Source organism: Thiocapsa bogorovii, assembly GCF_021228795.1.
Lineage (GTDB): Bacteria > Pseudomonadota > Gammaproteobacteria > Chromatiales > Chromatiaceae > Thiocapsa > Thiocapsa bogorovii.
In genome coordinates this window covers 1,851,922-1,869,310 of record NZ_CP089309.1, presented here as the reverse complement: position 1 = coordinate 1,869,310, position 17,389 = coordinate 1,851,922, and the positions used below count along the sequence as shown (strand labels likewise).

The following is a 17,389-nucleotide window of genomic DNA, read 5'->3' as shown; positions in this document are numbered from 1 at the left end:
TATTAAGGGCGCCTGTCGGCGATGCGCTTGTCCCGGAAGATTGGGGCCCGGAGCGGGATGCCCAACCCGGGCGCACAGGGTCGGTCGCCAATCGGCTCGGCTTCCTCATGCGGGGCGGGCGGGTTGCCTGTATCATCTAGGGCGTGAGCAGTTTACCCAAACCAGCATATCAGAGCGGTCGCCGCCGCGTGGTCGATGGCGGTCTCCCTGTCCTCCAGCATTCTCGGTGGCGCCCGTGATCGAGCTGCTGTTTTTGCTCCTGCCCGTCGCTGCAGCCTCGGGGTGGTGGGTTGCGCGCCGCGGCACGCCGTCGCGACGCACTCGAGGATCGCCACCTCACCCCGCGTTTCTGCGGGGCTTGAATTACCTCGTCGAAGAGCAGCCGGACAAAGCCATCGACATGTTCCTCGAGCTTGTCGAGGTCGATGGGGAGACCGTCGAAACCCATCTTGCCCTCGGCAGTCTCTTCCGGCGCCGCGGTGAGGTCGACCGAGCGATTCGCATTCACCAGAATCTGATCGCCCGTAAGAATCTCGCGGCGGAGCAGCGCGGGGATGCGCTCTTCGAGCTCGGCCAAGACTACATGCGCGCAGGCTTGTTGGACCGCGCCGAATGCTTGTTCCAGGAGCTGGTCGGGCTCGGCTTGCACCGCCAGCGTGCGCTCCAAAGTCTGCGCGAGCTCTACGAGCAGGAGCGTGACTGGGCACGCTGCCTGGAGGTCGCCGAGCTGCTCGAGCCTGCGAACGACCCGTCCGTCAAGGTCGCGATCGGCCACTACCACTGCGAGCTCGCCGAAGATGCAAGGCGCTGCGGCGATGCTGCGCGTGCGATGGTCCAACTCAGCCTGGCGCGGGAGGCCGATCCCGAGTGTGTCCGTGCGACCATGCTGGAGGGTCGTGCTGCATTGGAAGACGGTGCACCGGAGCGCGCCCTTGCACTTTTTTTGCATGTCGCGGAGCAACGCGCGTCCTATGTCCCGGAGATCCTGCCCGAGCTGATCGACGCCTTGCGGCGGCTCGGACGCGAGGATGCCCCGGCGGTCTTGGAGGACCTGGCGCAGCGGCATTCGAGTCCGGCCCTGATCCTGAGTCTCGGTGATGTCGTGGCCCAGAGCCGCGGCAAGGAGGCGGCCATGGATCTACTGACGCGTTACCTCTCCAAGCATGCGGATTTAGCGGCGCTCGAGCGCCTCCTTGCGCTTCAGGTCGAGAGTCCGTCCCAGGGGCAGGGTTTGACCGTCGAGCGTATGCGTGTCGCTTTGGACGTGACGCGGCACTTGCTCGCCGGGCAGGCGATTTATCGTTGCGACCACTGCGGTTTCGAGGCGCGCTCGCTGCATTGGCAGTGTCCCAGCTGCCGATGCTGGGGGAGTGTCGTTCCTGTTCAGCCGGAGCCGATCATCGGAGAGGAGGTGCTGCATGAGCGGCGACTCGCCTGACCCTGTCGGGGGCCGGTCCGCAATGATGCCTGTGATGTTTGTCGCGGCTTGCGAGCTCGGCGCGTCTCGCACCGACCGAAGGTCGTTGAACGAGACTCAGCCGTCGACTTGGGAAAACAACCCCGCCCGAAACATTGACGATGCACCCGAGGACCGGCCGTGACGTCAGCCAAACGCATCATTGTCGCGCTCGACTTCGCGAGCGAGGCCCAAGCGGTGTCCCTGGTCGAGCGGCTCGATCCGACGCGCTGCCGGCTGAAGGTCGGCAAGGAGCTCTTCACCCGATGCGGGCCGGCATTCGTCGAGGCGTTGCAGTTGCGCGGTTTCGATGTCTTTCTCGATCTAAAGTTTCACGATATCCCCAACACAGTGGCCGGGGCTTGTGCTGCAGCTGCGGATCTCGGGGTCTGGATGGTGAACCTGCACATCTCGGGCGGGGCCGGAATGATCCAGGCGGCGCGCACTCGGCTCGATGCCATGTCGAGTCGGCCGTTGCTGATCGGAGTGACCCTGCTCACCAGTCTAAGCCGGGAGGATCTGATCGCTGTCGGATGTCCGGGCGAGCCGGGCGAGCGGGTCGTCCAACTTGCCGCGCTCGGGCATGCCGCAGGTCTCGACGGGGTCGTTTGCTCGCCCTTGGAGGCGGCTGCGGTTCGTGCCGCACAGGGCCCCGATTTTCGACTGGTGACGCCGGGGGTCAGACCAGCCGGTACGTCGCTCGGTGACCAGGTGCGCGTGATGACGCCACGCGACGCCCTCGCAGCCGGTGCGGACGACCTGGTCATCGGGCGCCCGATCACGGCGGCAAAGGATCCCTTGGCTGCGTTGCAGGCCATCGAGGATTCGCTCGTGGACTGATGCGCTCCAGACCCGGGCATGACCCGTCTCAACATCCATCTCGGCGTTCGTCCGAGCTGTCCGCTCACTATTGATCGATCCTGAAGGAGAAGACGCGATGGCGAAGATTCGAAAGGCAGTGTTCCCGGTCGCCGGACTCGGGACCCGGTTCCTTCCGGCCACCAAGGCAAGCCCTAAGGAGATGATGTCGATCGTCGACAAGCCGCTGATCCAGTATGCGGCGGAGGAGGCGGAGGACGCCGGGGCGACTCAGCTGGTCTTCATCACCGGGCGCAACAAGCGCTCGATCGAAGATCATTTCGACAAGGCCTACGAGCTCGAGTCCGAGCTCAAGAGTGCCGGAAAACTGCAACTCCTGGACATCGTTCAGAACGTCATGCCGCCGAGCGTGACCTGCATCTACGTGCGCCAAGCCGAGGCGCTCGGTCTCGGGCACGCCGTCCTCTGCGCCAAGTCCGTCGTGGGGAGTGAGCCCTTTGCCGTCTTGCTGGCCGACGACCTGATCCGCTCGCAAGGCAAGGGCGTGGTGGAGCAGATGGCCGAGGTTTACGAGCGGTTCGGCTGCAGCGTGCTGAGTGTCCAGGAGGTCCCGCGAGAGGAAACCAACAAGTACGGCATCGTGAAGGTCGAGTCCGGTCCGGACGGAGAGCTGCGGGTCGTGGGGATCGTGGAGAAGCCGGCACCGGCCGATGCGCCATCGAATCTTGCGGTCGTCGGGCGCTATCTGCTGACGCCCAAGATCTTCGAGAAGCTCGAACAGACCCAGGAAGGAGCCGGCGGAGAGATCCAATTGACCGATGCCATCGCCGCGCTCCTCAAGGACGAGCCGGTGATCGCTTATCCCTTCCAGGGCAAGCGTTACGATTGCGGCAGCAAGCTCGGCTATCTCCAGGCCAACGTCGAGTTCGGTCTGGCGCATCCTGAGGTCGGGGAGCGCTTCTCGGCCTATCTGCGGGCCTTCGGCCAGCAGTAGCATCGCGAGGCGCCGGCAGCCGGACTCTCGACGGCTCTTCGGGGTCGTGCCCGGAGCCTGCGTGCTCCGGCCTGCCCCGCCCTGTTTAAACCGCGTCCAGAGCGAAATGCAAACTTTCGAGTAAGTTCGAGGTTTGGTATATCCACGGCCCTTGGCGGGGACGCGGTATAAAATGATTTATTTTTTAGTACCTCAAACCGCGCCGACTCCAGCGGTCGTCAAAGCTGCCGAGTCCGATCCCATCCGAAAACACCCCATACCGCGCCGGGCGCGCTTGAGTTCAGACCTGGAGCAGGCGTGGAGACAGGGCGACCGTCTCCCGCTCATTGCCGATCCAAACCTCGCCGCCGTCGATGGTGCACTGTAGATCCATCGAGCGCTCGACCAAGCGGCTCAGTGCCTGACTCTCGCTGCTGTTCAGATCGACAACCCGAAGGTTGCGAAGGCGCTCCAGACCGGCGCTGTTCTGCTGCCACCAAAGATCGGCCGCGCGCCCGGAGTAGGTCATCACCACCACCTCGCGAGCGCGTCCGCTTGCTCTCCGCAGGCGCCGCTCGTCGGGTTGACCCACCTCGATCCAGCACTCGATCTCGCCGCTCAGGCTGCGCTGCCAGAGATCCGGCTCATCATCCGCACTCAGCCCCTTGGTGAAGGCAAGCTGCGGGTCGGCATGCAGGGCGAAGGCGAGGAGCCTCACCATCATCCGCTCATCGGTCTCCGACGGATGCCGGGCCAGCGTCAGGGTGTGGGCCTCGTAATAATGACGGTCCATGTCGTTGATCTGGATCTGCGCTTTGAAAACGGTTGCATTGAGGGCCATCGGGGTGTCTCGGGGTCGAGGGGCGCGCGAAGGGCTCACGCGTCCGCGGCGATGCGGCGCTCGGGTATTCCGCCGAGGTCTTGGCCGGGATGCGCGCGATCCTCCACTCGGCGATGGCCCACGTCCAAAAGGCATCGATGTGAAGATCCGCGGGCGGCGGGGTCTGACCTAGCAGGGTCCAGGCTGCACGCAAGGCGGGAAGCGGATCGCGCGCATCCACGGGTGCGGCAGCCAGTGATTTGCTGAGCTTTCGGCCCGCCGCGTCCAAGACCAGAGGGACATGCGCGTAGCCGGGTTGACTGAACCCTAAGGCGCGTTGCAGCAGGATCTGGCGAGGCGTCGAGAGCAGCAGGTCCGCGCCGCGCACCACTTGGGTGATCCCTTGAAGGGCATCGTCGACGACGACAGCGAGTTGGTAGGCGTGGATGCCGTCGGCGCGCCGCAGCACGAAGTCGCCGACCGCTTCATCGACCTTCTGCTGCTGTCGCCCCTGGATTCGGTCTTCGAAGCCGAGTGCGCCGGGCGGGGTGCGGAAGCGCTCGGTGCGGGCACGCCGCCCGAGGGCAAGACCCGCGCGGCAGGTGCCGGGGTAGACGGGCCCCTCCGGTCCCGAGCGCCCGGCTCGAGCAACCTCGGTGCGGCTGCATCCGCACGGATAGGTCAGATCCAGGGCCTTGAGTGTGTCGAGTGCGTCTCGGTAGGCGTCGGTGCGACGGCTTTGGATGACCACGGCTTCGTCCCATTCGAAACCGAATGCGCTCAGGGTTCTTAAGATCAGGTCGGACGCCCCGGGAACCTCGCGCGCGCGGTCGAGGTCTTCCATCCGCACCAGCCAGATGCCTCGGTTTGCGCGGGCGTCAGCGTAGCTGGCCACGGCGGCGAGGAGCGAGCCGAGATGGAGCGGGCCGGTCGGGGAGGGCGCGAAGCGGCCGCGATACGCGGCCTTCCCGGGATCGCTGCTCGGACCGGGATCCGCGGGAGCGCGCATCGGCGTCACGACCGAGAGCGGCGTCCTGCGCAATCGATCATCCTCGCTGCCGTTCTCGGATCTCGTCGAGTGTCTTGCAGTCGATGCAGAGTGTGGCGGTCGGCCGAGCCTCGAGACGTCGGATGCCGATCTCGACCCCGCACGCTTCGCAGAAGCCGTAGTCGTGGTCGTCGATCCGACCCAGCGCCTCGTCGATCTTTTTGATCAGCTTGCGCTCGCGATCGCGGGTGCGCAGCTCCAGGCTGAACTCGGACTCCTGCGTGGCGCGATCGTTGGGGTCGGGGAAGTTGGTGGCCTCGTCCTGCATGTGGTGTACGGTTCGGTCGACCTCTTCCATGAGGGATTTTTTCCAGGCGAGGAGAATCTCGCGGAAATGCGCCTCCTGCTCGGGACTCATATAGTCCTCGTCCGTGCCTTGTCGGTAGGGCTCGAACTCGGCTGTGTTGGCTTGAGTGGCGTTCGCTTCGGCCATGAATGTACTCCCGAAGGCTCTTGTCGTGGATGGCATGCGCCCGATACGGCTGGCCGGGCCTGCCGCGAAAAACACGCTTAAGTACCAGAACATCGGTCGCCGAGCAACTCAATTGGCAGTGACGGCCGCGTCTTTGAGTGTCGACGGCGGTTACCACGTCGGAATGCTGCCGGGGGGCGGAGGCGGCGGGGGTGGCGGAAGAAGCCCTCCGTCGGCGATCCACACGGCGGTGAAGGCAACGGCCAATGCCGCGAGAAGGGCGATCCAGCCGCCTCCGGTCGCCGGTTTCGCGGCCGCGCCCGAGACGCGCTTGCGGCCGTGGATCATCGGACGGATGAGGTCGTCCTTGCGCAGCAGCGTGTAGAAGAGAACCGCGCAGACGTGCAGTGCGACGAGCCCGCCGATCAACCAGATGTTCTGGCGGTGCAACCCGGTCAGCCAGTTGCTGGTTGCTTTGGAGACCAGGTCGTAGAGGGGGCCTCTGAAGGCGATATCGTCATTGCTCATGAGGCCGCTGATCGACTGAAACAGCAGTAAGCCGATCAATGCGAGCACGGAAAGGGCCGCCAATGGGCTGTGTCCGAGCCCTCGCCAGCGACCGCGCAGGTAGTCGATGACCTCGCCCGGTCCGCGCACGAAATGCCCGAATCGCGCATAGGTCGACCCCAGGACGCCCCAGGCGAGGCGAAAGGCCAGCAGGCCCAGGATCACAAGACCGATGCGGCCGTGCCAAACCATCAGATTCCCGCCTTGCAGGCCGGTCACGAACGACGCCGCGACAAGCAACACAAGGAGCCAGTGAAAGAGTCGGGTCGGTAGGTCCCAGACCAGGATTACACGCTCGTTCAACGTAGGGTCTCCTCTTCGCTCCGAACCGATTCGGTGTCAGCCCGGTATCTTGAGGCCCGCGGTGGCTCGGGGCAACTCGATCCGCACCGACTCCAGGGTCAAGTTGCCGAGCGTGATGCACCGCTGTTCGAGGCAAGCATCAAACTAATACTTGACGGCGGCTCTTCTTTGCATTAAAGAGCGCCGAATCTTCCCTTGTGATGGTGTGACCCGAGGTAGCCGAGATGATGGACAACGAGAGCAGCTATGGCGAGGACGCCAACGAACGTGTACCGTCGATGACCGGCCCCGATTCGCGCGCCCCCGCGGCGAACCTTGCGGTGCGTCGTCGGATCGAGCATATGCGCGAAATCAAACGGCTTCGCGAGCTTCTCGAAGACCCCGAGTTCGACGAACTGGGCTGATGCCGATGGCCCGCCCGGGAGGCGGGCCTGCTCAAGATCCGCCTTGCCGGACCGGTGACGCCGCCCGAACCGCGTCGCGAACGGCGGGATCCAAACGAATATCCAAGGGCTCGCGCAGCGAAAGATGGACATCGCGTTGCGGGAACGCCATACCGATCCCCTCCTCCTTGAACCGATCGTAGATCGCTTGGTGTAGCTCGGTGGCGACGCCGATCCGACCCTCGAGCGCGTTGAGATAGCACCGCAGCACGATGGTCAGGGCGTTGTCGCCGAACCCCTCGAAGCTGATCAAGGGAGCGGGATCATCGAGTACCCGCTCATGCTGTTTGGCGATCTGCGCGAGGATGCTCAGCGCCTTGCGCGTGTCGCTTCCGTATTCGATGCCGATCGGGATCGTGATGCGGTTTTGTTGATCGGTCAGACTCCAGTTCAACAACCGGCCGGTAATAAACTCCTTGTTGGGTACCAGGAGTTCCTGCCTGTCCCAGTTACGGATAGTGGTTGCGCGGATCTGGATGTTGGTGACCACGCCGGTCGTATCGCCGATGGTAACGATGTCGCCGACGCGCACCGGGCGTTCGAACAGGATGATGATGCCGCTGATGAAGTTCGCCACGATCTCCTGAAGGCCGAACCCGATACCGACGCCCAGCGCCGCGACGAGCCATTGCACCTGCCCCCAGTTCAGTCCGAGCGTGCTGAACGCGAGCAGGAAGGCAGCGACCGTAATGCCGTAGCTGACCAGGGTCTTGATCGCATAACGCCCGCCCGCCGAGACGGATTCGGTCTGAAGCAGCAGGATTTCCAACAGGGCAGGGAGGTTCTTGGCGGCAGCTGTCGCAACGAAGAGGATCAACAGCACCAGGCCGAGGTTGGCCGCCGTCACCGGGACCGGTTGGGCGACGCCGTCGACCATTCCCTCGTAATACCACAGCGGGATGCGCTCGAGCATGGACAGAGCCGGCAGGACATCCGACCAGGTCAGCCACACCCCCAGCAATGCGGTGAAGAACACCGAGGCATTGATCAGGCGTCGGGTTTGCTCGTCGAGTGCGGCGAGATTCGGCTCCGGCTCGTCGACCTGCAGCTCCGAGGGCGCCTGAGCGGTCTCTTTACGCTCGGCCTCGTTTTGCGCACGGCGCGCGCTCGCACGCTCGACGGCTGCCGTCAGCGCCAAGCGTCGCCGCGTGACGATCAGCCATCGCACGATGACCTGATGCAGCACGATCAATGCAAGCGCAAGCCAGGTCTGTTGGACCAGCGACTCGAAGAGCACGCCGGCCGTGTAGACATAGCCCAGCAGCGCGAGCACCGCCAACCCGAGCGGCGCGCCGACGATCACCGGAAACCAAATGAGACGCAAGCGGTTGAACCAACCGTTCGGGGACGCCGCGAGGAACGGTTTCACGACACCCTTCGCGGGGCTCAATAGGCGCGCGAAGAAGACGGAGAATCCCACCATGGTCACGATCATCGCCAGGCGTCCGAGACTGCCGCTGAAGGCCGGATCGCTGTCGTTGTAGAGCACCATGGCCGTCAGGGCGACCGGTACGATGAAGATGCTGAACCAATCAAACTCGCGTCTGAGCCGCTGAAGGGTTTCTTGGCTCCAGCGAAAGTGTCGGTCGGCGACCCCTCCGGTGATGCAGAGCGTTCGGAAAGCACGCAGATAGTACAGACCGACGGAGGCGGCGATCAGGGCCGACCCAAGCGCGCGCGTGAAGCCGGTGGCGTTGATGGACGTCGACAGCGGCAGTCCGATCAGGCACAGCAGGAGCGGTATGGGGAGTGCCGCCAAAAGGCTCAGGCCGATAGCCTTGCCGGTATAGCGCAGGCGATCCGTTCGGATCCTGCGCAGCGGTTCGGCCGTGGCGCGGATCGCGCGCCGCAGCGCCGAAAGCTTCCAGAACAGGACGACGACAACGAGCAATAGACCCCAGAGCAGCGGCGAGTGCACCCCCGCGTGCGTCAGTACCTTTGTGACCTCGACCCAATGCTCGTGCGCGACGAGCCAGCCGATGGCAGAGGGCAGCGTGACGAGGGTCTCGATGCCGACCGGGAGGGTGCTGCGTACCCACAGCAACCGCTCGGCAAGATAGTCGTCGTAACGCTCGGCGGTTTGAATGAGCTGGTCGGCGGCATAGTTCAACTCGCCGAGCTGGCGGATGTAGTCGTCCTCGACGCTCAGTGCCTGTGTGATCAAGCGGCGTCTTTGCTCGAGTGCCTCCTTGAGTTGCTCGCGGACCTCCGGGGCCTGCGCGGTTGGATCACGCGTGGTGAGCTCGTCGAGATAGGCATCGAGATCGCGCAGCTGACGTTGCTCCTCGCGGTAGAGGATCTGTCGAAGTGTGGCCTCGGCGATCTTCTCTTCGCGATCTTCGATCTCCCCGCGCAGCCTCCGCTGGTCGGGAATCTCGTCGCGCCGCTCGACCAGAACCTGACCGAGCGCCTTGCTGAGACCGGCGGCCTCGATGCGTTCCTGCGCCGCCTTGAAATCCTGCTCTACCCGTTTGCGTTCGGCCTCGAGGGTCTCGATCTCAAGGGCGAGGGCATCGAGATCGCGGGCCAGATCGCCCATGGATGTCGTGATTTCGGCGTTCTCCCGGGTTGCCTCCTGCACCAGGGCATGCTTGTCCGAGGCCGCGATCTTTGCACGCTCGGATTCCCGCTGCGCCGCCTCCGCCTCGTCGCGACGTCGCTGGTTTTGCAGCTCCTCGAGCTGGCGCTGCCGGGCTTGAAGGGTCTCCCACTCCAGGACAGCTTCCTCTCGTTTAGCGCGGTTCAATGCTTCGCGCGCGGACTGACTCAGCAGGTCCTGCTCGAGCATACGCGTCTCGGCCCAGAGCGACGCTCGACGGGTTTCGAGCGCCCATTGGCGTGCTTCGACCGACGCGGCGTCCGCGTCGGCGCTGGTGGGTTGGTTCAGTTCGGTATCGATCTCGCCGAGCGCTGTCTTCACATCCGACAGGCGTGCGCGGATGGCGGCGGGTCGGCCCGCGTTGCGCTCGATCGCCTTGTCGAGCTCGCCGACTCGCGTCTCCTGTGCGGTCGCGTCGGCGAGTACGATGCTCAGGCGCCGCGCGATCTCTTCCTTCGGAAGATCCTTCGGAATCTCGTCGGGCTCGCTCGCGCCCTGCTCGCGTTGCGCCAGTCGTTCCCGGATCGCTGTGGTTTCCGCGGGTGCCGTCGTCAGCGCCTTGGCGAAATCGTTGGCCTGTTTATCGAAGGTCCGGGTCGCCTCGAGGTTTGCCAGTGCCCGCCGATACTGCTCGGTCAAAGCCGCCTTGCCGGCCTCGTCGAGTGCCGTATCAGCCGCCACCTCGGCGATCTTGGCCTCGATTTGGTCGACCGACGGCAAGCCGTCGCTGCTGGTTGCCGGTGCGGTCGGGATCGACCCGGCCGGCGTCGGCTCGGCCGCGGGCGCGTCGCCCGCGAGCATCATCGAGGAAACCAGGAGGAACGGAAGCAATCCGAGGGGTCTCAAAAACCACCGTTGCTCCGAATGGCCGGGGATTCGTGCTGGTGTGGTCATTATCGGGGTCGACATTGTCATGATCTGGTCACAAAAGAACGGCTCGGCCATCGCCTGAACAGGTGACGGCTCCGCAGCCGAAGTCTGGAAAATGGAATATCCTCGGAAATCGAAATCGCGTTGGGTCAAGCGCATCGAGACGCGCTCGACGGCCGAGCCGATATCGAAGCCGCGCATCTGGTGGTGGACGCGATTTAAAGGGTCTTGATGTAGACCTGCGAGCTCCGCTGGAAGTTGTACAGGGCTTGCCGCTCCATCGGCAAGGCGCCGAGCGATCCCGGCTCGAACCCGCGCTCTCGAAACCAATGTGCGGTTTGGGTGGTGAGGACGAACAGGGACGCGATGCCGCCGGCGCGGGCGATGTTTTCCATATGTGCGAGCAGTCGATCGCCGCGTCCGCTCGCTCGATAATCCGGATGGACGGCGACGCAGGCCAACTCCGCCATCCCTGCGGTCGGATAAGGATAGAGCGCCGCGCAGGCCGTGATCAATCCGTCGCGCTCGGTCAGAAAGAAACGGTCGATCTCGGTCTCCAAGCGCTCGCGCGAGCGCCGAACCAGCACGCCGCGCTCTTCCAGCGGACGGAGCAGCTCGAGGATCCCCGTGACATCGTCGATACGCGCCGGGCGCAGCTCCTCGTAGGGTTCTGCGGAGATCAGGGTGCCGCTGCCGTCGGGTGTGAGGAGCTCGCGCAGCAGCGCACCCCCGCGCCGCCGTCGCACGAGATGTACGCGGCGGATGCCGTTGCGGCAAGCCTCGGCGCCTGCGCGCAGGCACTGGGCGACGTCCTCGGGGATCTCGCTCGAGGCGGCGAGCAGGGCGTCGATGTCGCGGGCCAGGAGGTTGGGCCCGAGCACATCCTGAGATAGGTCCCGCATCTCGCCTTCCAGGGAGGCATCCCCTGCAGGATCCTCGGTGAGAAAGATCAGCTTGTCGGCACCGAGCGCGACGGCTGCGCCGCGCGCGACGTCCGCCGAGCTGAGATTGAAGACCTCGCCGGTCGGCGAATAACCCAGCGGCGGCATCAGTGCGACCGCGCCCTGGTCGAGGACCGCACGCAGCGTCTGACGGTCGATCCGTCTCACCGCCCCGGTATGGGCGTAGTCGACCCCGTCGATCACGCCCAGAGGTCGCGCCGTGACGAAGTTTCCCGAGACGACGGGGATGCGCACGCCCGCCATCGGCGAGTTGGCGAGCCCGAGCGAGAGCAGTGCCTCGATCTCGACCCGGACCACCCCGGCGGCCTCCTTCACACAGGCCAGCGCGGTCTGATCCGTGATGCGCAGCCCGTTGACGTAGCGCAGCTGTGCACCGCGACCGGCGAGGCGTGCCTCGATCTGGGGGCGCGCGCCGTGGACCAGGACCAGCCGAATGCCGAGCCCGTGCAGCAGGGCGATATCGTGGACCAAATCCGGGAAGCGCGGATCCGCGACCGCCTCGCCGCCGAAGACAATCACGAAGGTGCGACCGCGATGCGCGTGGATGTAGGGTGTGGCCTGGCGCACCCAGTCCACGAAGGGGTCGTGGGCCGGGTCGGGGTGTTTCGGGTCGAAATCGGAGGGTGTCATGTTCGGTCCGCTCGCGGCATGCGATCGGCTATTCGATGCCGAGCTTGGCGAGACGATAACGCAGTGATCTCAGGGTCATCCCCAGTTTCTTTGCCGCGGCGGTGCGGTTCCAACGCGTCTCGTCGAGGGCGTCGAGGATCGCCTTCTTCTCGATCTCGCCGAGATAATCCTCCAGCGGAACACTGTCGTCGATCTGTGCGCGGGCGGGTGGCGCCGGGCCGTCGGCCTGCGGCAGATAGAGATCCCCGACCTCGATGACCGATCCTTCGCAGAGTGCGGTCGCGCGCTCCAGGATGTTTTCGAGCTCGCGCACGTTGCCCGGAAAGCCGTAGTCCATCAAGGCGTCGACGGCGTCCTCCGACAGGGTCATGGCGGGCTGGCCCTTATGATGCCGAGCGATTCGCAACAGCATCCGTTCCGCCAGAGCGGGGATGTCGCGGGGGCGCTCGCGCAGCGCGGGCATGCGCAGCTCGATGACGTTGATGCGATAAAACAGATCTTGCCTGAAGTGTCCCTTGTCGACCTCCAGGTTGAGATCGCGATGACTGGCGCTGATGATCCGTGCGTCGACGGCGACCTCCTGTTGAGCGCCGACCGGACGCACGCTCTTCTCCTGCACGGCCCGTAAGAGTTTCACCTGCGCCGGGAGCGGCAGATCCGCGACCTCGTCGAGAAACAAGGTGCCGCCCGAGGCGGCTTGAAACAGCCCCTCCTTGTCGCTCACGGCGCCGGTGAAGCTGCCCTTCTTGTGACCGAAGAGCTCGCTTTCGACCAAGTCCTGCGGAATGGCCCCGCAGTTCACGGCGACGAAGGGCCCGGCGGCACGCGGGCCTTGGCCGTGAATGAGTCGAGCCGCGAGCTCCTTGCCCGTGCCGCTCTCGCCGGTGATGAAGACCGGGGCCTGGTTACGCGCGAGCTTGCCGATCATCTGGCGGATCTGCTCCATCGCGCGCGAGTCTCCGATCAGGTTTGCCCCGCCGGCGCCGCGGCTTTCCCCGCCGGTCGCCGCGGTCTCGCGCAGCCGCAGCGCCGAGCCGACGAGCTGGCGCAGCAGCTGCAGATCCACCGGTTTGGGGACAAAGTCGAAGGCCCCGGCCTTCATGGCGGCGACCGCCGATTCCATGTTGCCGTGGGCGGTGATCATCGCGACCGGGAGGTCGGGATAGTGCTCGGAGATATGGCGGATCAGATCGATGCCGTTTCCGTCCGGGAGGCTCATGTCGGTCAGGCAGAGGTCGAAGCGGTTGCGTTCGAGCTGGTGCTTGGCGTCGATGACCGTCATGGCGGTCAATGCCCGAATGTCCATTCGCCCGAGCGTGATCTTCAAGAGGTCGAGGATATCGGACTCGTCGTCGACGACCAGCGCTTGAGCCTTCGTCATTAGGCCAGCTCCCTCGGTGTGGTCAAGGTGGTTGGGTTCGGAGCCTGCACTCCCGATGCGTTCCATACCCGCGTTCAGAACAGCGTTGTCGTGTGTTGCCCTGTCCCGGGTGTGTTCCCCAAGCATAGCGCGTGGCCGGGCCCGACAGAAGCCGTGTCACCCCGTCGAAAGGGTCATGGGCACCCGTCAACCATCGAAATGGAGCCTGAATCGGCTGCCGTGCGGATCAGCGGGCTCGTAGGTGAGATGGATGCCGTTGGTCTGCGCCAATTCCCGGGCAATATAGAGACCGAGGCCTGTGCCGCTGGTCTTGGTGGTGAAGAATGGATTGAAGATGTCGCGCGCGGTCTTGGCGTCGATTCCGGGCCCCTCGTCGGCGATCTCGATCAGAGGCCGCCCGGCGGTCTCGCCGCTCGGAAGGAGGCGGATCTTGATCCGCGGCGGCTCACTGCCGTATCCGCCGTGAATCAAAGCGTTTTCGCACAGGTTGGAGATGATCTGGTGCAGATGACGCGGATCCACCTCCACCGGATCGGGCGAAAAGGTGATCTCGAGAGCGAGGCGTTCCGGCGCAAGTCGGTGGGTCTCGCGAAACTCTTGGGCGAACTCCTCGATCCAGAGTGCCGTATCGAGCGACACCGGATCCATCCGATCGCGACGCGAAAGCTGGAGCACGCTGCGCACCGTCTCGTCGATGCGCGCGCTGTTGCGCTGGATGATCTCGAGTAGGTGGCGATCGTCTTCCGGCAGGTCCTTGCCGTCTGCGAAGAGTTGGCTCGCATGGGTGATGGCGCTCAACGGGTTGCGGATGTTGTGGGCGATGCTGGCGGTGAGGGTGCCGAGTGCGGCGAGCTTGAGTTGTTGGGCCTCGCGAGTGAGTTCCTGATTGTCGCGCAGATAGATCAAGGCGCCGGAGGCCCGATAATCACCGAGGAGCTTGAGGGTCGCACGCAGCTCGCGCTCGCCGACGCGCATGATGGTGCCCTGGGGCGCCGGGTTCTTGACCTGAGTCTCGAGCCATTCGGCGACCTCCGGGGAGAAATCGCCGAGCGAGCTGCCGGGGGCGGCCGCATCGACGTCGAGAAGACCCAGGGCGGCCTTGTTCTTCAGGCGTAGGTGACGTTCGCCGTCGACCGCGAGGATGCCGGTCTCGAGGTTTGCGATGATGAAGGCGTTGAGCTTGGTGAGATTGGCGATATCGACCGTGCGTCGCGCCGCCATGGCCTCGGCCTCGCGCACCCTGCGATAGAGCACATGCGCCAGCAATGCGACCGCGAAGAAGATGCTGCCGAGGAGGCCGGCCTGGGTATAGCTCGATGTCGCGACGCCCCCGGAGAGGTCCGAGTAGATCTGCTCGGTGAGCACGGCAAGGGAGGCGAAGGACGCAAAGAGAAGTGCCAGGCGTCCCTCCATCAGAAGTGCTCCGGCCGCCACGGACACCCCGATGAGGATCCCGAGACCGCTTGCGGCGCCGCCCGCGGCATGCATCACGAGCGTGAAGGCGATGATGTCGATATAGATGGCGAGGTGGACCTGGCTCCCGCGGCTGGGCCAATGCGCGTAGAGGGTCAGGCCGCTCAGCAGCACCAGGATGGCGTAGAGGATCAGGACGTTCCAGGCCAGAGCGGCGTTGGCGGGCGTTATGAGTGGGTCCATCGCCGAGGGCGAAAAGAGCAGGATGAGTCCGATCAGCACCACGAGCCGAAACAGAAACAGCCAGCGCAGCGCAAGCCAGCTCGACTGGGAATGGCCGGGCGCCCTGGGTTGTGGCGTGCTCTCGGGCGGCGTTGCCGGGCTCGGGTGGCCCGTCGCGGGTTCTGGGTGATGCGTCATTGAGTGGTCTCGCGCTCGGACAGGCCGTCGGGCAGCGCATTGCGTGCGGGGGATGAATGCGCCTTTGCCAATCTGCCGCGGATTAGACCAGAATGCCGGAGGCGCGGCCATCTGGTCGCGGCGCTTCGGGATTCGGCACACCGCGACGGCGAGCACACCATGAATCTACACGAATACCAGGCGAAACGGCTGTTCAAAGAGCACCGGATCCACATCCCGGACGGCTTAACGGCGAGCACGGTCGAGGAGGCCGTGGCGGCCTGCGGCGCGCTCGGCGGCGAACGTTGGGTCGTGAAGGCGCAGGTCCATGCGGGCGGACGCGGCAAGGCCGGGGGCGTGGTCATGGCCGAGAGTCCGTCCGCCGTCGAGAATGCCGCGCGGCGTTTGCTCGGCACGCGTCTCGTTACGGGACAGAGCGCGCCGGACGGCTTGCCGGTCGACACGCTCCTGATCGAGCGGCCGATGGCGATTGTCCGCGAGATCTATCTCGGACTACTTCTCGAACGCGAGACCCAGCGTGTTCTCTTCGTCGCCTCGGCAGCCGGCGGGATGGATATCGAGCGTGTCGCGGCCGAAACGCCGGAGCTGTTGCTGCGGGTGCGCGTGCATCCGGCGGTCGGGCTGCAACCCTATCAGGTGCGCCGTTTGGGGTTCGGACTCGGCTTGGAGGCCGCTCAGATCAAGTCGCTCGGGCTGCTGATGGATGGTCTCTATCGACTCTTCGTCGAGAAGGACGCGAGTCTCGTGGAGGTCAACCCGCTGGTCGTCGACGACCGCGGCGAGCTGATCGCGTTGGATGCCAAGATCAACCTGGACGACAACGCTCTCTATCGACACCCGGAGCTCGAGGCGCTTCGCGACCCCGGTCAAGAGGACCCGCGCGAGTTGGCCGCAAAGCGGCACGAGCTGAGCTATATCAGCCTCAGCGGCAACATCGGGTGCATGGTCAATGGGGCCGGGCTTGCCATGGCAACCATGGACCTGGTGCAGCTGCACGGCGGCGCGCCGGCCAATTTTCTCGATGTCGGCGGCGGCGCCACCGCAGCGCGCGTCGCCGAGGCGTTCAAACTGATCCTGTCCGACGCCAACGTCCGCGCGGTGTTGGTGAATATCTTCGGCGGCATCGTGCGTTGCGACCTGATCGCCGAGGGTATCATCGCCGCAGTGCGGGAGGTTCAGGTCTCGGTCCCGGTGGTGGTGCGCCTGGAGGGTACCAATGCGGCGCAGGGCCTGGAGATGCTCGCACGCAGCGGGTTGGCGGTCGAGACGATGGCAGGTCTCGGCGAGGCGGCCCGGCGGGTCGTGGACGCAGCGGCCGGTCGACCGGCCGTCGCCGGAGGGGTTTGAGATGAGCGTTCTCGTCGACAGCAATACACGGGTCATCTGTCAGGGCTTCACGGGTAAGCAAGGCACCTTCCACAGCGAGCAGGCGATTGCTTACGGCACAAACCTCGTCGGCGGTGTGACCCCCGGCAAGGGGGGGCAGCGCCATCTCGATCGGCCGGTCTTCGATACCGTGCATCAGGCGGTTCGCGATACAGGCGCGGATGCCACCATGATCTACGTCCCCGCAGCTTATGCCGCGGATGCGATCCTGGAGGCTGCGGACGCAGGGATTCACGTCATCGTGTGTATCACCGAGGGGATCCCCGTTCTGGATATGGTGCGGGTCAAGGCCGCGCTCGCGGGCAGCCCGGCGGTCCTGATCGGTCCCAACTGTCCCGGCATCATCACGCCGGGCGCCTGCAAGATCGGCATCATGCCGGGGAACATCCACGCGCCCGGTCGGGTCGGCATCGTCTCGCGCTCGGGAACCCTGACCTACGAGGCGGTCTGGCAAACGACCCAAGCGGGGCTGGGGCAGAGCACCTGCATCGGGATCGGCGGGGATCCGATCCAGGGGCTTGATTTCATCGCCTGTCTCGATCTCTTCGAGCAGGACCCGCAGACCGAGGCGATCATCATGGTCGGCGAGATCGGCGGAAGTGGGGAGGAGGAGGCCGCCGAGGTCATCCGCGAGCGAATCTCCAAGCCGCTGGTTGCCTACATCGCCGGGGTCACGGCGCCGGCCGGCAAGCGCATGGGGCATGCCGGCGCGATCGTCACGGGCGGGCGCGGAACGGCCGAAGGCAAATATGCCGCCCTCGAGCGGGCGGGTGCCGTCACCGTGCGATCGCCCGCGGAGATGGGGAGTCGACTGGCGGAGCTTCTCGGCGGTTGACGAGGGGGCGATGATGGCCGCCAGCTATCAGCCTTTGGCCCTTCACCTTCCA

At 65.2% G+C, this 17,389-nt stretch carries 14 protein-coding genes; 6 read left to right on the top strand and 8 right to left on the bottom strand.

Annotation, left to right across the window (positions count from 1 at the left end; genetic code table 11):
- Positions 1 to 235 precede the first annotated feature (235 nt).
- From lapB to galU, 3 genes are all read left to right on the top strand, one after another.
- Positions 236 to 1,438: a lipopolysaccharide assembly protein LapB gene (gene lapB / locus LT988_RS08520; protein WP_232409741.1), complete on the top strand. Its 1,203-nt coding sequence runs from the start codon at positions 236 to 238 to the stop codon at positions 1,436 to 1,438.
- A gap of 159 nt (positions 1,439 to 1,597) precedes the next feature.
- On the top strand, positions 1,598 to 2,296 hold the full coding sequence (gene pyrF / locus LT988_RS08515; RefSeq protein WP_232409740.1) for an orotidine-5'-phosphate decarboxylase: 699 nt from the start codon (positions 1,598 to 1,600) through the stop codon (positions 2,294 to 2,296).
- A 97-nt stretch (positions 2,297 to 2,393) separates the two neighbouring features.
- A complete protein-coding gene (gene galU / locus LT988_RS08510) occupies positions 2,394 to 3,269 on the top strand; it encodes a UTP--glucose-1-phosphate uridylyltransferase GalU (RefSeq protein ID WP_232409739.1) in 876 nt (291 codons plus the stop codon).
- A 280-nt stretch (positions 3,270 to 3,549) separates the two neighbouring features.
- Here galU and LT988_RS08505 read toward each other — a convergent pair whose 3' ends face one another.
- The 4 genes from LT988_RS08505 to LT988_RS08490 all read right to left on the bottom strand — a co-directional run bounded on the left by LT988_RS08505 (position 3,550) and on the right by LT988_RS08490 (position 6,398).
- Positions 3,550 to 4,041, bottom strand: coding sequence for a YaeQ family protein (locus tag LT988_RS08505; protein ID WP_332460560.1), 492 nt, complete (start codon positions 4,039 to 4,041; stop codon positions 3,550 to 3,552).
- Positions 3,977 to 5,110 (bottom strand): tRNA glutamyl-Q(34) synthetase GluQRS, encoded by a 1,134-nt coding sequence (gene gluQRS, locus LT988_RS08500; RefSeq protein WP_332460559.1) that lies wholly within the window; start codon positions 5,108 to 5,110, stop codon positions 3,977 to 3,979. Before gluQRS ends, LT988_RS08505 begins: the two co-directional genes overlap by 65 nt.
- Positions 5,111 to 5,114: 4 nt before the next feature.
- Entirely contained in the window at positions 5,115 to 5,549 is a 435-nt protein-coding gene (dksA, locus tag LT988_RS08495) for an RNA polymerase-binding protein DksA (RefSeq protein ID WP_232409737.1), read from the bottom strand.
- 150 nt (positions 5,550 to 5,699) lie between these two features.
- Positions 5,700 to 6,398 (bottom strand): cytochrome b/b6 domain-containing protein, encoded by a 699-nt coding sequence (locus LT988_RS08490; protein WP_232409736.1) that lies wholly within the window; start codon positions 6,396 to 6,398, stop codon positions 5,700 to 5,702.
- 227 nt (positions 6,399 to 6,625) lie between these two features.
- Here LT988_RS08490 and LT988_RS08485 point away from each other — a divergent pair, with 227 nt between their 5' ends.
- Positions 6,626 to 6,802: a PA3496 family putative envelope integrity protein gene (locus tag LT988_RS08485; protein ID WP_332460558.1), complete on the top strand. Its 177-nt coding sequence runs from the start codon at positions 6,626 to 6,628 to the stop codon at positions 6,800 to 6,802.
- A gap of 31 nt (positions 6,803 to 6,833) precedes the next feature.
- On the opposite strand, the gene LT988_RS08480 is transcribed toward LT988_RS08485, so the two are convergent.
- The 4 genes from LT988_RS08480 to LT988_RS08465 all read right to left on the bottom strand — a co-directional run bounded on the left by LT988_RS08480 (position 6,834) and on the right by LT988_RS08465 (position 15,116).
- Positions 6,834 to 10,271: a mechanosensitive ion channel domain-containing protein gene (locus tag LT988_RS08480; protein ID WP_232409734.1), complete on the bottom strand. Its 3,438-nt coding sequence runs from the start codon at positions 10,269 to 10,271 to the stop codon at positions 6,834 to 6,836.
- 257 nt (positions 10,272 to 10,528) lie between these two features.
- Positions 10,529 to 11,902 carry an amino-acid N-acetyltransferase gene (gene argA / locus LT988_RS08475; RefSeq protein WP_232409733.1) on the bottom strand — a complete coding sequence of 458 codons (1,374 nt, stop codon included), beginning with the start codon at positions 11,900 to 11,902 and terminating at the stop codon, positions 10,529 to 10,531.
- Between the two features lie 28 nt (positions 11,903 to 11,930).
- Positions 11,931 to 13,283 (bottom strand): sigma-54-dependent transcriptional regulator, encoded by a 1,353-nt coding sequence (locus tag LT988_RS08470; RefSeq protein ID WP_232409732.1) that lies wholly within the window; start codon positions 13,281 to 13,283, stop codon positions 11,931 to 11,933.
- Positions 13,284 to 13,469: 186 nt separating this feature from the next.
- Complete coding sequence (locus LT988_RS08465; RefSeq protein ID WP_232409731.1) at positions 13,470 to 15,116, bottom strand: sensor histidine kinase; 1,647 nt, start codon at positions 15,114 to 15,116, stop codon at positions 13,470 to 13,472.
- Between the two features lie 159 nt (positions 15,117 to 15,275).
- On the opposite strand from LT988_RS08465, the gene sucC reads away from it, so the two are divergent.
- Entirely contained in the window at positions 15,276 to 16,463 is a 1,188-nt protein-coding gene (gene sucC / locus LT988_RS08460; RefSeq protein WP_232409730.1) for an ADP-forming succinate--CoA ligase subunit beta, read from the top strand.
- Between the two features lies 1 nt (position 16,464).
- Positions 16,465 to 17,337, top strand: a complete 873-nt coding sequence (gene sucD / locus LT988_RS08455; protein WP_232409729.1) for a succinate--CoA ligase subunit alpha — start codon at positions 16,465 to 16,467, stop codon at positions 17,335 to 17,337.
- Positions 17,338 to 17,389 lie beyond the last annotated feature (52 nt).

What these genes read in the sequence shown, in the direction of transcription:
- galU (WP_232409739.1), top strand. Translation starts at nt 2,394, where the DNA reads ATGGCGAAGATTCGAAAGGCAGTGTTCCCGGTCGCCGGACTCGGGACC.
- LT988_RS08505 (WP_332460560.1), bottom strand. Translation starts at nt 4,041, where the DNA reads ATGGACCGTCATTATTACGAGGCCCACACCCTGACGCTGGCCCGGCAT.
- dksA (WP_232409737.1), bottom strand. Translation starts at nt 5,549, where the DNA reads ATGGCCGAAGCGAACGCCACTCAAGCCAACACAGCCGAGTTCGAGCCC.
- LT988_RS08485 (WP_332460558.1), top strand. Translation starts at nt 6,626, where the DNA reads ATGGACAACGAGAGCAGCTATGGCGAGGACGCCAACGAACGTGTACCG.
- argA (WP_232409733.1), bottom strand. Translation starts at nt 11,902, where the DNA reads ATGACACCCTCCGATTTCGACCCGAAACACCCCGACCCGGCCCACGAC.
- LT988_RS08470 (WP_232409732.1), bottom strand. Translation starts at nt 13,283, where the DNA reads ATGACGAAGGCTCAAGCGCTGGTCGTCGACGACGAGTCCGATATCCTC.
- LT988_RS08465 (WP_232409731.1), bottom strand. Translation starts at nt 15,116, where the DNA reads ATGACGCATCACCCAGAACCCGCGACGGGCCACCCGAGCCCGGCAACG.
- sucC (WP_232409730.1), top strand. Translation starts at nt 15,276, where the DNA reads ATGAATCTACACGAATACCAGGCGAAACGGCTGTTCAAAGAGCACCGG.
- sucD (WP_232409729.1), top strand. Translation starts at nt 16,465, where the DNA reads ATGAGCGTTCTCGTCGACAGCAATACACGGGTCATCTGTCAGGGCTTC.